The sequence below is a fragment of the Paramylibacter ulvae genome, from assembly GCF_014652655.1.
In the GTDB taxonomy this organism is placed as follows: domain Bacteria; phylum Pseudomonadota; class Alphaproteobacteria; order Rhodobacterales; family Rhodobacteraceae; genus Amylibacter; species Amylibacter ulvae.
The window spans coordinates 81,324-95,031 of the sequence record NZ_BMZF01000001.1; the positions used below are offsets into that span (position 1 = coordinate 81,324).

At 49.1% G+C, this 13,708-nt stretch carries 16 protein-coding genes; 7 read left to right on the plus strand and 9 right to left on the minus strand.

Annotated features, from left to right (window positions below; translation table 11 throughout):
* Positions 1–23: 23 nt before the first annotated feature.
* The 4 genes from IE094_RS00465 to purC all read right to left on the minus strand — a co-directional run bounded on the left by IE094_RS00465 (position 24) and on the right by purC (position 3,533).
* Positions 24–1,781: a sensor histidine kinase gene (locus IE094_RS00465; RefSeq protein ID WP_189638614.1), complete on the minus strand. Its 1,758-nt coding sequence runs from the start codon at positions 1,779–1,781 to the stop codon at positions 24–26.
* 63 nt (positions 1,782–1,844) lie between these two features.
* A complete protein-coding gene (purQ, locus tag IE094_RS00470; protein WP_189638615.1) occupies positions 1,845–2,522 on the minus strand; it encodes a phosphoribosylformylglycinamidine synthase subunit PurQ in 678 nt (225 codons plus the stop codon).
* Entirely contained in the window at positions 2,523–2,762 is a 240-nt protein-coding gene (gene purS / locus IE094_RS00475) for a phosphoribosylformylglycinamidine synthase subunit PurS (protein ID WP_189638616.1), read from the minus strand.
* A gap of 9 nt (positions 2,763–2,771) precedes the next feature.
* Entirely contained in the window at positions 2,772–3,533 is a 762-nt protein-coding gene (gene purC / locus IE094_RS00480) for a phosphoribosylaminoimidazolesuccinocarboxamide synthase (protein ID WP_099594099.1), read from the minus strand.
* Between the two features lie 151 nt (positions 3,534–3,684).
* Between purC and IE094_RS00485 the strand changes: the two genes are divergently transcribed.
* Positions 3,685–3,999: a DUF1476 domain-containing protein gene (locus IE094_RS00485; protein WP_189638617.1), complete on the plus strand. Its 315-nt coding sequence runs from the start codon at positions 3,685–3,687 to the stop codon at positions 3,997–3,999.
* 233 nt (positions 4,000–4,232) lie between these two features.
* On the opposite strand, the gene purB is transcribed toward IE094_RS00485, so the two are convergent.
* A complete protein-coding gene (gene purB / locus IE094_RS00490; protein ID WP_189638618.1) occupies positions 4,233–5,534 on the minus strand; it encodes an adenylosuccinate lyase in 1,302 nt (433 codons plus the stop codon).
* Positions 5,535–5,618: 84 nt separating this feature from the next.
* Here purB and IE094_RS00495 point away from each other — a divergent pair, with 84 nt between their 5' ends.
* A complete protein-coding gene (locus tag IE094_RS00495) occupies positions 5,619–5,963 on the plus strand; it encodes a hypothetical protein (RefSeq protein ID WP_189638619.1) in 345 nt (114 codons plus the stop codon).
* Positions 5,964–5,969: 6 nt separating this feature from the next.
* Here the strand turns inward: IE094_RS00495 and IE094_RS00500 are convergent, their stop codons facing one another.
* Positions 5,970–6,305: an antibiotic biosynthesis monooxygenase family protein gene (locus IE094_RS00500; protein ID WP_189638620.1), complete on the minus strand. Its 336-nt coding sequence runs from the start codon at positions 6,303–6,305 to the stop codon at positions 5,970–5,972.
* Between the two features lie 344 nt (positions 6,306–6,649).
* Between IE094_RS00500 and IE094_RS00505 the strand changes: the two genes are divergently transcribed.
* From IE094_RS00505 to IE094_RS00515, 3 genes are all read left to right on the plus strand, one after another.
* A complete protein-coding gene (locus IE094_RS00505) occupies positions 6,650–7,657 on the plus strand; it encodes an ABC transporter substrate-binding protein (protein WP_229801943.1) in 1,008 nt (335 codons plus the stop codon).
* Between the two features lie 71 nt (positions 7,658–7,728).
* Positions 7,729–8,649, plus strand: coding sequence for an ABC transporter permease (locus tag IE094_RS00510; RefSeq protein ID WP_189638621.1), 921 nt, complete (start codon positions 7,729–7,731; stop codon positions 8,647–8,649).
* Positions 8,642–9,691 carry a quaternary amine ABC transporter ATP-binding protein gene (locus IE094_RS00515; RefSeq protein ID WP_229801944.1) on the plus strand — a complete coding sequence of 350 codons (1,050 nt, stop codon included), beginning with the start codon at positions 8,642–8,644 and terminating at the stop codon, positions 9,689–9,691. The genes IE094_RS00510 and IE094_RS00515 overlap by 8 nt, the downstream gene beginning before the upstream one ends.
* Positions 9,692–9,735: 44 nt before the next feature.
* Here IE094_RS00515 and IE094_RS00520 read toward each other — a convergent pair whose 3' ends face one another.
* Positions 9,736–11,055 carry an HlyC/CorC family transporter gene (locus IE094_RS00520; RefSeq protein WP_189638623.1) on the minus strand — a complete coding sequence of 440 codons (1,320 nt, stop codon included), beginning with the start codon at positions 11,053–11,055 and terminating at the stop codon, positions 9,736–9,738.
* Between the two features lie 91 nt (positions 11,056–11,146).
* On the opposite strand from IE094_RS00520, the gene IE094_RS00525 reads away from it, so the two are divergent.
* A complete protein-coding gene (locus IE094_RS00525) occupies positions 11,147–11,980 on the plus strand; it encodes a metallophosphoesterase family protein (protein ID WP_189638624.1) in 834 nt (277 codons plus the stop codon).
* A gap of 17 nt (positions 11,981–11,997) precedes the next feature.
* Here IE094_RS00525 and IE094_RS00530 read toward each other — a convergent pair whose 3' ends face one another.
* Both IE094_RS00530 and IE094_RS00535 read right to left on the minus strand, forming a co-directional pair.
* Positions 11,998–12,912, minus strand: a complete 915-nt coding sequence (locus IE094_RS00530; protein ID WP_189638625.1) for a site-specific tyrosine recombinase — start codon at positions 12,910–12,912, stop codon at positions 11,998–12,000.
* A gap of 7 nt (positions 12,913–12,919) precedes the next feature.
* Positions 12,920–13,081, minus strand: a complete 162-nt coding sequence (locus IE094_RS00535; protein WP_189639461.1) for a hypothetical protein — start codon at positions 13,079–13,081, stop codon at positions 12,920–12,922.
* A gap of 75 nt (positions 13,082–13,156) precedes the next feature.
* On the opposite strand from IE094_RS00535, the gene IE094_RS00540 reads away from it, so the two are divergent.
* On the plus strand, positions 13,157–13,708 hold the full coding sequence (locus tag IE094_RS00540; protein ID WP_189638626.1) for a shikimate kinase: 552 nt from the start codon (positions 13,157–13,159) through the stop codon (positions 13,706–13,708).

Genomic DNA, 13,708 nt, shown 5'->3' on the forward strand with positions numbered 1-13,708 from the left:
TTGCTCCGCCAATAATGTGGCTGTTATTCAGCCGCGAGTTTTTCCACATTTTCTACTTGTGGCAACTGGAATTCAAACACCGCACCCTTGGGCGATACGTTTCTGGCAATTAACCGCCCACCCAAATCCTTGGCAATTCCCGATGAAATGGCAAGGCCAAGGCCAACACCGTCGCCTGGGTTTTTTGTGGTGAAAAATGGTTCAAATAAATTATTCAAATCGGCAATGCCCGGGCCGTTATCTTGAACGGATAGGGTGGCCATTTCGCCGCTGATCAGGCTGATCTGAATTTCCTGTTCTTCTTGGCCTTTCATGGCGTCCAGCGCGTTTCGCAACAGGTTCACGATCACCTGTTCCACGCGCACCTGATCACCCATGATGATCACGGGCTCGTTTGGTAGTAACGTGTCCACCTGAACCTGACTTTGTCCCAATTGGGGAGACATCATCGACAGGCTGTCGTTCAACGCATCGCGCAGATCAATGGCGAGCAATTCATCACCACCCTTGCGGGCATAAGATTTAAGCTGTTTGGTGATCGCACCCATACGCCCGATCAAATCATCAATGCGTTGGAAACTGCTAGCGGCCTCATCTGGGCGATTGCGTTGTAACAACACCTTGGCGCCCGCAAGGTATGTGCGCATGGCGGCCAACGGTTGGTTCAATTCATGGCTGACAGCGGCGGACATTTCACCAAGTGCGGCCAATTTCGAGCTTTGGGCCAAGCTTTGTTCGGCCACTTCCAATTCACGTTCAGCGCGTTTACGTTGGGTGATTTCGCTTGAAAGTTGATCATTCAATGCGCGCAATTCTTCGGATTCCGCCTTGAAAATAAAGGACTGGCGAATGGCGCGGCGTGACAGAGTATAAAACGCCAAGGATAGCAAGATCGCCAACCCCATGATTTCCAATGCAATCACGCCATTCACGCGTGCACGTACAGGTTCGGATGACGCAAGATAGGTTAATTTCCAGCCCTGAAACGGAATTTTTGTTTCCAATTGAAACAGGGGTTGCCCCGACAGATACGCATCCGCCACCGCATTTGACCATTCCCCAGTGGCACGAATGGCGCGTTCAACGGCGGTTAAAACTGGTTTTGCCTCTAAGGCTTGTTGCAAGGATTGATTTCGAAATTGGCGTTCGGTGGACAGGATTACGATGTCTTCCGAATTGGTTACCATGATGGTGGATTCCGATCCCGACCATGTATTGAACAGATTGTCCAAATCAACCTCGACCACGATCACGCCAACCAATTCGCCCGCAGAAATTAATTTGCGTGAATAGAAAAAGCCAAGCGGACCTTCGCCAACGCCGCGTGCGGTGAATACCGTTTCCGCAGAGCGAAGCGCCTTGGTCATAAATGGTTCATCGCGCAACACCGTGCCAAGCTCGCGCCGATCACTGGCGGCCACGGTACGCCCCAATGAATCAAGCAAGAATATCGCTTTGGCCCCGATTTCCTGTCTGGTTTTGATCAGGCTTTGCGATGAACGTACGTAATCATCGTCATTTAATGCACGCAACAATGTGGTGTCTTGGGATAACAACAGGGGCACAACCGAGCTACGCTGTAATTCTGCAATCAACCGGCCAGAATACAGGGTGAGCTGTTTTTCAGCATCTGCACGGGTTTGCGCCGAATATTTTTCGGTGAAATACAGATTTGATAACCAAATCACCAACCCCGTGGCAATCACAAACAAAAGCACCCCCATGCGCAATGCACTGGGCGTTAGGTTTCGTGAATTTTCAGTAGTGGCAGAGTCTGTCATTATCGTGACAGTCTATAATAACACTGGGGCAGGCGACAAGCGCTGCCCACAGTGTGAATTTTATCAGGCGGAAACAAGCGCAGATGCGATGCTTTCAAACAGTTTTGAACCATCTGTGCCACCCAATTGGGGATCGTTCAGGCGTTCTGGATGGGGCATCATGCCCAACACACGGCGATTATCCGACAGAATTCCCGCAATATCATCCATCGAACCGTTTGGATTTTCCGCATAGCGAAACGCAATGCGATCATCGCCAACCAATTTTTTTAACGTTTCAGGATCGGCATTGTAATTACCATCATGATGGGCCACTGGAACATTCACAACAGCGCCTTTTTTATAGGCTGATGTGAAAACGCTATCGGTTGTTTCAACACGAAGCCCTGCATCCTTGCAGATGAATTTCAGGTTTGCGTTGCGCATCAAGGCACCGGGCAATAGGCCAGATTCAGTTAGGACCTGAAAACCATTACACACACCCAAAACAAAACCGCCCTTGTTGGCGAAATCAACCACCGAACGCATGATTGGGCTGCGTGCGGCGATTGCACCACAGCGCAGGTAATCACCAAATGAAAACCCACCGGGAATTGCGATGATATCCAAACCATCGGGCAGGGTGCTTTCTTTGTGCCAAATCAACTGTGTTGGTTTGTTGTGGCCAGATACACGATCCATTGCCACCGCCATATCGCGATCACAGTTAGACCCGGGAAATTGAATGACGGCTGCGCGCATTTATAAAATCTCCACCGTGTAATTTTCGATCACAGTGTTTGAAAGAAGTTTTTCACACATATCTTTGACGGATGCTTCGGCCTTTGCCGCATCTGTTTCGGCCAGTTCCAATTCGATCACTTTGCCTTGGCGAACGCGTTCCACGCCTTCGAAACCAAGTGCGCCCAGTGAATGACGAACGGCGGCACCTTGGGGATCTAAAACGCCAGCTTTCAGGGTTACATGTACACGTGCTTTCATGGGATTATCTCACTTTACCAATTTGGGGCCGGTTTTGCTGCCACCTTTGGGCAGGATGTTCAGGCGGCGGGCGACTTCGGAATAGGCATCGGTCAGATTGCCCAGATCACGGCGGAATACGTCTTTGTCAAGCTTGCGCCCCGTTTCAATATCCCACAAACGACAGCTATCTGGGCTGATCTCATCGGCCAGCAGCAATGTCATATTGCCGTCTTCATCGAATTGACGGCCAAATTCGATTTTGAAATCAACCAGTTTGATACCGATGCCGTGCATCATGCCAGACAGATAGTCATTCACGCGAAATGCCATGTCGATCATCGCGTCCAATTCGTGGCGCGTGGCCCATTGCATGACTTCGATATGTTCTTCGGCAACCAATGGATCGCCAAGCGAGTCTTCTTTGAATGAAAATTCAACCAAAGGGCGCGACAATTGATAGCCTTCTTCCAGACCCAAGCGTTTTGCCATGGAACCGGCGGCGACATTGCGAATGATGACCTCGAGCGGGACAATTTCAACCTTGTGGCACAACTGTTCACGCGCATTCAGGCGGCGGATGAAATGGGTTGGCAAACCCAGCGCGTTAAGGCCCGTCATGATATGTTCACAAAAACGGTTGTTCAAAACGCCCTTGCCATCGATCACGTCTTTTTTTTCGGCGTTGAACGCAGTGGCGTCATCTTTGAAGAATTGGATAATTGTCCCCGGCTCTGGGCCTTCGTATAAAATCTTGGCTTTGCCTTCGTAAATTTTAGCGCCGCGTGCCATTCGCATCTCCGTAGCGTAGCTGAGTCTTTCGACATTTACGCCACTCTATAGGCAATGACGCCCATTTGAACAAGAACAACACGCGCCCACCTTGAGACCTGCGCGGTTTCGTATCATATATAGTGGGAAACTAACCTTACGGAGAAAACAAATGTCCACTTTTGATGATCGCGAACGCGCATATGAAAACAAATTCGCGCATGACGAGGAAATGCGTTTCAAAGCATTTGCACGTCGCAACAAACTGGTTGGCCTTTGGGCCGCAGAATTATTGGGAAAAACCCAAGGTGAAGCGGACGCTTACGCCAAAGAAGTGGTAAAGGCCGATTTCGAAGAAGCAGGCGACGAAGACGTATATCGCAAATTGTCCGGTGATTTGGGTGACAAGGCATCAGAAGCAGACATTCGCGCGAAAATGGCCGAATTGTTGCTGGTTGCCAAAGATCAGATGGTGAAAGAAGCCTGAATATTAAGGTAAAGATCGGCGCGAGCAGAAACACGCAAATGCTGCAGGACAAAATAATCCTTAAGGGCTAGGACCCCTATCGCGCCGATAATCTAAAAAAGCATACTAAAAAGGTGCCCCTTACATATGGTTCCTTTTCACAAAAAAAAGAGTGACAATAATCACTCTTTTTCCCGTTTAGGTGGTATTAGTTAAAATAGTTTTAACCGACCTATCCTTTTAGACATATACCTTTAGCCAAACACGCGTTTGAAAATCGTATCAACGTGTTTTGTGTGGTACCCAAGGTCGAATTTATCCTCCAATTCAGAATCACTCAGGTACGCCGTAACCTCTGAGTCGCCTTTAAGTTCAGTGAGAAAATCTTTGCCTTCTTCCCAAACTTTCATCGCGTTTCGCTGTACCAATTTATAGCTGTCTTCGCGCGATGCACCTTTTTGGGTGAGGGCAAGCAAGACACGCTGTGAATGCACAAGGCCGCGAAATTTATTCATGTTCGCAATCATGTTGTCGGGATAGATGACCAATTTGTCGATCACCATGGTCAAACGCGCCAATGCGAAATCCAATGTGATGGTGGTATCTGGCCCGATGTTGCGTTCCACAGATGAATGCGAAATATCGCGTTCGTGCCACAACGCCACGTTTTCCATTGCAGGAACCACAGCCATGCGTACCAGACGCGCCAAGCCGGTCAGGTTCTCTGTCAAAACAGGGTTGCGTTTGTGCGGCATCGCGGATGACCCTTTTTGCCCCTTAGAGAAAAATTCCTCTGCTTCCAGCACTTCGGTGCGTTGCATGTGGCGAATTTCGGTGGCGATGTTTTCAATGCTGGAACCCACAACACCAAGGGCGGCGAAAAAGGCAGCGTGACGATCGCGTGGGATCACTTGGGTTGAAATTGGTTCTGCTTCCAGCCCCAATTGTGCACATACATGTTCTTCGACGGAAGGGTCGATATTGGCAAATGTACCAACCGCACCAGATACCGCACCTGTTGCGATTTCTTTGCGGGCCTTTTTCAAACGGTTCAGGTTGCGATCCATTTCCGCATAAAACCGCGCCAATGTCAGACCCATTGTTGTGGGCTCGGCGTGGATACCGTGGGAACGACCAATACGAATGGTGTCTTTGTGTTCAATCGCGCGGCGTTTCAATGCGGCCAGCAATTGTTTTGTATCCTCGATCAAAATATCGGCGGCACGTACCAATTGTACATTAAAACAGGTGTCCAATACATCGGATGATGTCATGCCTTGGTGAACGAAACGTGCCTCATCTGGGCCGATGATTTCACCCAGATGTGTCAGAAACGCAATCACATCATGTTTTGTGACGGCTTCGATTTCATCAATGCGCGCGACGTCAAATTCAACATCTTTAGCTTTCCAAACTGCCTTGGCGTTGGCCTCTGGGATCACGCCCAGTTTGGCCTGTGCATCACATGCGTGTGCTTCAATTTCAAACCAGATTTTGAATTTGCTTTCTGGCGACCAGATTGAAACCATTTCGGGGCGGGAATAGCGGGGGATCATGGATGACGACCTTTTGTGTTGGAATGTTACGAGGCGTCTCTTAAACTGGTCTTGCAATCAAAACAAGGTAAGGGGTGTCGCATAATGTTCAGGCTCGTTCTATTCCTCGCGTTTTTCGCCAATCCGGCGCTGGCCGAGGGCTGGCATTTGTTGGACGGTAAACAAATCAAATCCGCACTCACGTCGCGCACGATCAGCTATGGCACAGAGCAACAGGATTTTAAGGCAACAGGTAAAACACTGTATCAAACCAAAACCGATGGGCATTGGGGGCGTTGGCGGGTGCGTGCGAATAAATATTGTTCGCAATGGCCACCAGCAAAAGCATGGACATGTTATAAAATTCACGCCAGCACCGATGGGCGTAAATTGCGGTTTGAGGATAAGGCGGGAAAAATTCTTGAGGGGCGATATATCGACCTGAATTAAGGGTGGCTATCGACCTTGTGGTCCAGCATAGGCACGTTCAACCTTGGCCACGCGCAATGTATAATATTCATACCATTTTTCGCGCCCCATTTTTTGCGCATATAAATGATCGCTCACCGCTTTCCAGTTTTTAAGCGCGGCTTCATCCGTCCAATAGCTGACCGTAATGCCAAGCCCATCTGCGTCGCGTGTGGATTCAATGCCAAGATAACCAGGCTGGTTCGACGCCAGTTCACCCATTTTGTCCGCCATCGCGGCGTAGCCTTGGGTATCCTTACTTAATTGTGCAGTAAAAATTACGGCGTAATAGGGTGGTTCGGGTAGGGGTGCGAAGCGTGACATGACAAATCCTTTTGTTTGTGGCAGTAAGCCGTGAAATGCCATTGTTGTAAATTACCCAAATGTAATTTTCGGATAATCCGAATGTCGTTTTTAGACCATTTCTCAAACTGCGTCGTATTTACCAAAAATGTCGCCTGTCGCTGAGTTTTTGTAATTTTATTATAAAATTGTTACCTAATTTGAATTTTACCAAAAAGTAAAACTTTCAACAAAAGAAAAAGTGACCGCTTTGAACCTTGACCTTATGCGGGGGATGTCGCTTTATGCCCACATTGCTTCGTAAAGCAGTGACGGCGAAGGAAAGAGTTGCGTAACGTGTACTGCACAAAGACAGGGAGAAAACAATGAAATTTAAGATGGCAAAAATGGGTGCAACAGTGGCGGGGGCTATGATGTTGTCTGGTGCCGCTTACGCTGAATGTGGTTCTGTGCAGATCGCCGAAATGAACTGGGCGTCTGCTGAATTTATGGCGAACGTGGATGCGTTTATTTTGGAAAATGGATACGGCTGTGATGTTGAATTGATCCCCGGTGCGACAACAACAACATTCGCATCTATGGATGAAAAGGGCGAGCCAGACGTTGCCAGCGAATTGTGGGTAAACGCGGTGCGTGAACCACTTGCCGTTGCAATGGAAGAAGGCCGCTTGCATTCACTGCTACAAGGTCCGATTACCGATCTTGGCGAAGGCTGGTGGGTGACACCTGCGTTCAAAGAAAAGCATCCAGAATTGGATACGGTTCTGAAAATTCTGGAACATCCAGAATTGTTTCCAGATTCCGAAGATCCATCCAAAGGCGCATTGGTTGGCTGTCCAGCGGGCTGGGGTTGCCAATTGGCAAACGCAAATATGTTTCGTGCATTCGACATGGAAGCAAAGGGTTGGAAACTGGTTGATCCAGGTTCAGGCGCTGGTCTTGACGGTTCTATGGCCAAGGCAGCGGAGCGTGGCGAAAACTGGTTTGGTTATTACTGGTCGCCAACTGCGTTGGTTGGCAAATACGACATGCAGCCAGTTGATTTTGGCGTACCGTTCGCGGGTGCTGAAAACTGGGACGGTTGTATCGTAAAGGCCGAGCAAGACTGTGCCGATCCAAAACCATCATCATGGACACATTCAGAAGTGCACACTGTTGTAACAGATGAATTCAAACAAAAGGGCGGCATCGCTGTTGATTACCTTTCAACACGTATTTTCCCGGGTGCCACGATGAATGGCATGTTGGTTTATATGGCCGATGAACAAGCCACTGGCGAAGATGCAGCAATCGAATTTTTGCTAACACAGGGTGATCTGTGGAAAGCATGGGTATCAGAAGATGCCGCAGCAAAAATCGAAGCAGCACTTTAATTCTGTTGCTTACGGCCCGCCAAGACAACTTGGCGGGCTTTTTTCTATCCAAAAATACGGGGGAATATTGAATGGCAAGCGATAGCATTATCGACTGGTCTAAATTGACGTGGATTGATCCGCCTACCATGGGGCGCACCGAACTTCGCGATGTGAAAAAGGCGATTGATGGAACCTTTCGCGATTTTACCCGCGCCAATGGCGAATGGATAGAGGCGATATTTGATCCGCTTCAATCCTTTCTTGTGTGGTTCGAAAAGCTAATGATTGCAACGCCTTGGCCGTTGTTCTTGATTGTGGCTGCTGGCTTGGCCTATTACGGTTCACGCAGTTGGAAATTGGCGTTGATCACCGTTGCGTCATTTCTGTTTATTGGCTGGCTTGATATGTGGGAGGACACGATGGCAACCGTTGCGATGGTGTCGGTATCCACCATGTTATGTATCGCTTTTGGCATACCGCTTGGCATTTGGATGTCGCGATCGGATCGGGTGCAGGCGATTGTCGTGCCGATCTTGGATGTGATGCAGACCATCCCCAGTTTCGTTTATTTGATCCCTGTTGTGATGTTGCTGGGCATTGGCAAGGCACCCGCATTGATTGCGGTGATGATTTACGCCATTCCACCAATTGTGCGCCTCACCAACCTTGGTATTCGCCTTGTCGATAAGGACACGTTAGAGGCCGCAGATGCATTCGGTGCATCCAAACGCGAACGCTTGTGGGGAGTGCAAATCCCGCTCGCGCTTCCTAATATTTTCGCTGGTGTGAACCAAACAATCATGATGGCGTTGGCCATGGTGGTGATTGCCGCGATGATCGGGGCAGGTGGGCTTGGTACGCCCGTGTTGCGTGCGGTGAATAACCAATATTTGGCACTTGGTGTGTTCAATGGTCTGGCAATTGTTGCCATCGCGATCATCTTTGATCGTGTGTCACAGGCATTCGGCAAGCGTTTGCAAAAACATCGCGAAGGAGGCCACGGTGTCTGAACCAAAGGTACAAATCAAAAATCTCTACAAAATCTTTGGGCGTAAACCTGCATCCATGGTTCAGCACGTCGAAAATGGTATGTCCAAACCTGAATTGTTGGATGTGCACGGGCATGTGTTGGGGTTGAATAATATCAACCTTGATATTCCGGCACGTGGCATTCAGGTGATTATGGGCCTGTCTGGATCAGGTAAATCGACGCTTATTCGTCATATCAACCGATTGATTGAACCCACCGCGGGTGAAATGATCGTGGATGGCGAAGACGTGTTGCAAATGTCCGATACGGCGTTGCGCGATTTTCGCCGTTTCAAGGCATCAATGGTGTTTCAAAAATTCGCCCTGATGCCCCACCACACGGTGATTGAAAACGTCCGTTATGGCGTTGATATCCAAGGCGTGGCGGAAAAAGAAGCGGCAGAGCGCGCACAGCGTTGGTTGGAACGTGTGGGGCTAAAGGGGTTTGAGCAACATTATCCCGCACAGCTCTCTGGTGGCATGCAGCAACGTGTCGGTTTGGCGCGTGCATTGGCAACGGATGCGGAAATTTTGTTGATGGACGAGGCATTTTCTGCCCTTGATCCATTGATCCGCACTGATATGCAAAACGTGCTGCTTGATCTGCAAGAAGAGCTTCATAAAACCATCATCTTTATCACCCATGATCTGGATGAAGCATTACGTATCGGCGATAATATCGCGATTTTGCGCGATGGTAAAATGGTGCAATCGGGCAATCCACAAGATATCGTTCTGCGCCCTGCGGATGATTATGTCACTGATTTTATTCAGGATATTAACCGTGCGCGCGTGTTGCAAGTAGGGACGGCAATGTCACCTGCGACCAAAAAATGTGACGGGCCACAAATCCCACATAACACGATTATCGAAGAAGCATTGCAAACCTGTGTTGATAGCCACAGCGAAACCGCAACGGTGACCAAGGCGGGTAAAGCGGTGGGCAGTATTACGTTGGATCAAATGGTGCGCGCCATCGCAAGGCCAGAGGCCGTATCAGCCGATGATGCAAATTACAGATAATTCATACGGGCGCAGAGATGCGCCCGTATTCATTTAATCCCAAATTAACTTAAGGGGCGCACTTTCATCAGTGTCACGCGGTTTTGCTCGCGTTCCACGACTTCGAACCGCATTCCATGAAAGCTGAACACTTGGCCAGGCATTGGGATCATGCGTGCCTCGTGAATCACCAAACCCGCAATGGTATTGGCCTCATCATCGGGCAGGTTCCAATCATGCGCACGGTTGATGTCGCGAATGGTGGCACCACCATCAACCAGATAATCACCCATTTCATCTTTTTGCGCCCAGACATCCTCTATTTCGTCATGCTCATCGGTGATTTCACCCACGATCTCTTCCAGAATGTCTTCTAGCGTGATCAAACCTTGCAGCGCGCCATATTCATCAACAACCAATGCGAAATGGGTTTTACGGCGTAAAAATTCGCGCATCTGATCATCGAGCGTCGTGGTTTCAGGCACGAAATAAGGTTCCATGGCGATGCTTTGAATATCCAATGTCGCAAGCGCATCATTGCGGTTTTTACCATCACGCAACAAACGTTCAACAGATCGCAACAAATCCTTTGCATGCACAACACCAACAATGTTTTCAGGGTCATTCTCAAACAGCGGCAACCGTGTGTATGCAGATTCCAAACAAATCCGAATGATATCTTGTGCAGGCAAACCAACATCAATCATTTCAATGTTGGAACGATGCAACATGATTTCTTCGACTTCGCGGTCTTTCAGATCCAGCGCACCCAACAGGCGATCTTTGGCGTCTTTTTCGAAATTACCTTCGCGATGGCCAAGCGCGATCGCACCGGCAATCTCTTCCTGTGCGGCTTCGGACAGGTCGTCATCGCCCGATTTCCCGCCGAACAAATGCAACAAGCTGCCCACAAACCACTGCACGGCCTTAACGACGGGTGACAATACCATCACCAAAATCTGAATGGGTGCTGATACCTTTGTCGCGGCGGTTTCTGTGTGATTAATCGCATATGTTTTTGGCAGAACTTCGGCGAAAACCAACACCAACAGGGTCATCACTAGCGTCGCAATGGCAACGCCACTGTCGCCCAGTAATCGCGTGAACAGGCTGGTTGCCAACGATGCCGCTAGGATATTCACCAGATTATTACCCAGCAAAATCGCGCCGATCAGTTTTTCCGTATCCTCGGTCAGGTTCAGCGCGCGCGCTGCCCCCGATGAACCTTTGTCCGCCATCCCATGCAATTTCCCACGGCTAGCCGCCGTTAACGCCGTTTCGGAGCCTGAGAAAAACGCAGACATCACCAACAGCGCAATAATTGCACCAATGGTTGCCCAAGACGCAGTGTCTAGGTTCACAATCGCGCCAATAATCATTTCCATTCGGTCTTGTTCCTTGCATAAAATCGCATAGCTTCTTTTATGGGGGTTCTAAGGCCACGCTTCAAGTGGCGCAATGACACAAGGGTGGGAAATGATCGTTCGAGATTTGGGTGAATTACACGGTGATTTGCTGATATATGGCGGGGTTTATTCCAATTTACACGCCTTGCGCGCCTTTATGGATATCGCACAGGGTGCGAAAATTCCCGCGTGTAACATCATATGCACGGGTGATATCGTTGCCTATTGCGCCGACCCAGAGGCCTGTGCGCAACGCGTTCGCGCTATTGGCGGTCCTGTGTTGGCGGGCAATTGCGAACGTAATCTGGCCAATGGAGATGATGATTGTGGTTGTGGTTTTGATGAAGATTCCGCGTGCAATTTATTGTCGCGTGCGTGGTATGCCCATGCAGATGCACAAACATCTGTTGAATCCAAAAAATGGATGGCAACGCTGCCCGATCGCATTGTGTTTTCGCATCATGGCAAACGCTATGCCGTGTTACATGGCGCGGCCTCCGATATCAGCCGCTTTATCTGGCCAACCACACCTGACACCGTGATTGCCGCTGAAATCGAAATCCTTACCCAACAAGTTGGCGCTGTTGATATCGTGCTTGCGGGGCACACGGGGTTACTCATGACACGCAAAATTGGATCAACGATATGGCATAATAGCGGTGCAATCGGGATGCCTGCACATAATGGAAAACCAAGCACGCATTATTCGGTGATTTCGCAAAAAGGCATCATAAACAATACGCTAAGCTATGATCATCACGCAGCCCACCGCGCAATGCGGGGCGTTGGTTTAACCCAAGGCTATGATAAAACGCTGCTTTCAGGTGTATGGCCATCAGAGGATAATTTGCCCGTAGATATGCGTGTGTCAAACCCTGATTGTGAACAAAAAACCGCGCCATAGGCTTGGATCTTTTACACTCAATCTGCCAATGGGTGATGTTCAAACACCAATTCGCGCAGCTTTTCATCCAAAACATGGGTATAGATTTCGGTGGTTGCCACATCTGCGTGGCCCAGCAACATCTGAATCACACGCAAATCGGCGCCATTGGCCAATAAATGGGTCGCAAATGCGTGGCGTAATGTGTGGGGTGTGACCTTGGCGGGATCGATATTTGCCTTCAGCGCGATTTCTTTGATCAGCGTGTAAAACCGAATACGTGTCAAATGGCCAAGCTTGCCCCCCGAGGGGAATAAAAAACGCGACTCTGGCGCGCCTTTCTTGGCGTCTTGGCGCAAATCGCGTTCGCGCAGATATACCGCCAACGCCAATTTCGCAGGGGTGGATAGGGGAACAAGACGTTCTTTGCCACCTTTGCCTTTGATTAACAGCATTTCTGGATCACCGCGCACGGCGTTGACGGGCAGTGATACCAATTCGGTCACACGCATCCCCGTGGCATATAACATCTGCATCAAACAGGTGTTGCGCAATTTATCAAAATCATTGCGCCCCGTGATTGTTGCGGCCTCTAGCATGGCATTCACATCTGCCTCGCTCATCGTGTCGGGCAGATGTTTTTTCTTTTTTGGTCCCTTGATTTGCATTGCGGGATTGTCGGTGATCCAATCTTCCTCGAATGCAAAACGATACAGTTGTTTAATCGATGACAAATGCCGCGCGCGGGTGGTTTCGGCCATCCCGCGCGTGTCCAGTTCAACGATATAGCTTTCGACATCGCTGCGCGATGCATCCGTAAAATCGCGATTTTTATCTGCAAGGAATTCTTGGAAATCCACCAAGTCGCGATAATACGCCTGAATGGTATTATCCGCCGCATCTCGCTCAGCGCGGATGGCTTCTAAAAATGGATGTATCCATTGATGCGCCATTTTTGGCCTATTGGGTTTCAAGTTCGATGGTTTCGGTATGGTTCACCGATGGTGCGGACAGGTCCCCGAAAAAGGAATATCCGACCAAACATAAGGCCACCAAAATGGCCAGATAGAACAGATACTTGATTAAGCGCCCCATATTTATTGTGCCTCCGTCTTTTTTCACGGCTTTGCTCTTGCCTGTTTATGGCTTAATGCTATCAGAAAGGGGCGTAATTGAATACGCTAAAATGAGGGTCGCGTGGCGTATCGATTATCAAAAACAATTGTTCTGGTTGGGCTGATGGGCGCGGGTAAAACCGCGATTGGCACGATTGTTGCGCAAAAGCTGGGTTGTCGGTTTATCGATTCGGATGATGAAATTGAAACAGCAGCACAGATGACGATTGCTGAAATATTTGCACGTGATGGTGAGCCGTTTTTCCGTCTAAAAGAAAGCCAAGTTTTACAACGCTTACTGGATGGGCCACCGTGTTTGTTATCAACTGGCGGTGGGGCGTTTATGTCAGAAGATAATCGCGCCGTCATCGCGGATAAGGGTGTTTCTGTTTGGCTCGATGCTGATCTTGATCTGTTATGGGCGCGGGTAAAGGCGAAATCAACGCGCCCGTTGTTACGCGGGCCTGATCCATATGGTACGCTTGAAAACTTGTTCATTGCGCGCAAACCAAAATACGCGCTTGCGCAAATTTCTGTGAAGGCTTCACCAGATTTAAGCAAAGAACAAATGGCGGATAAGGTTATTGCCGAATTATTAAACAACCCCAAAAGCGGGCTGGTAAAGGTTGGATAA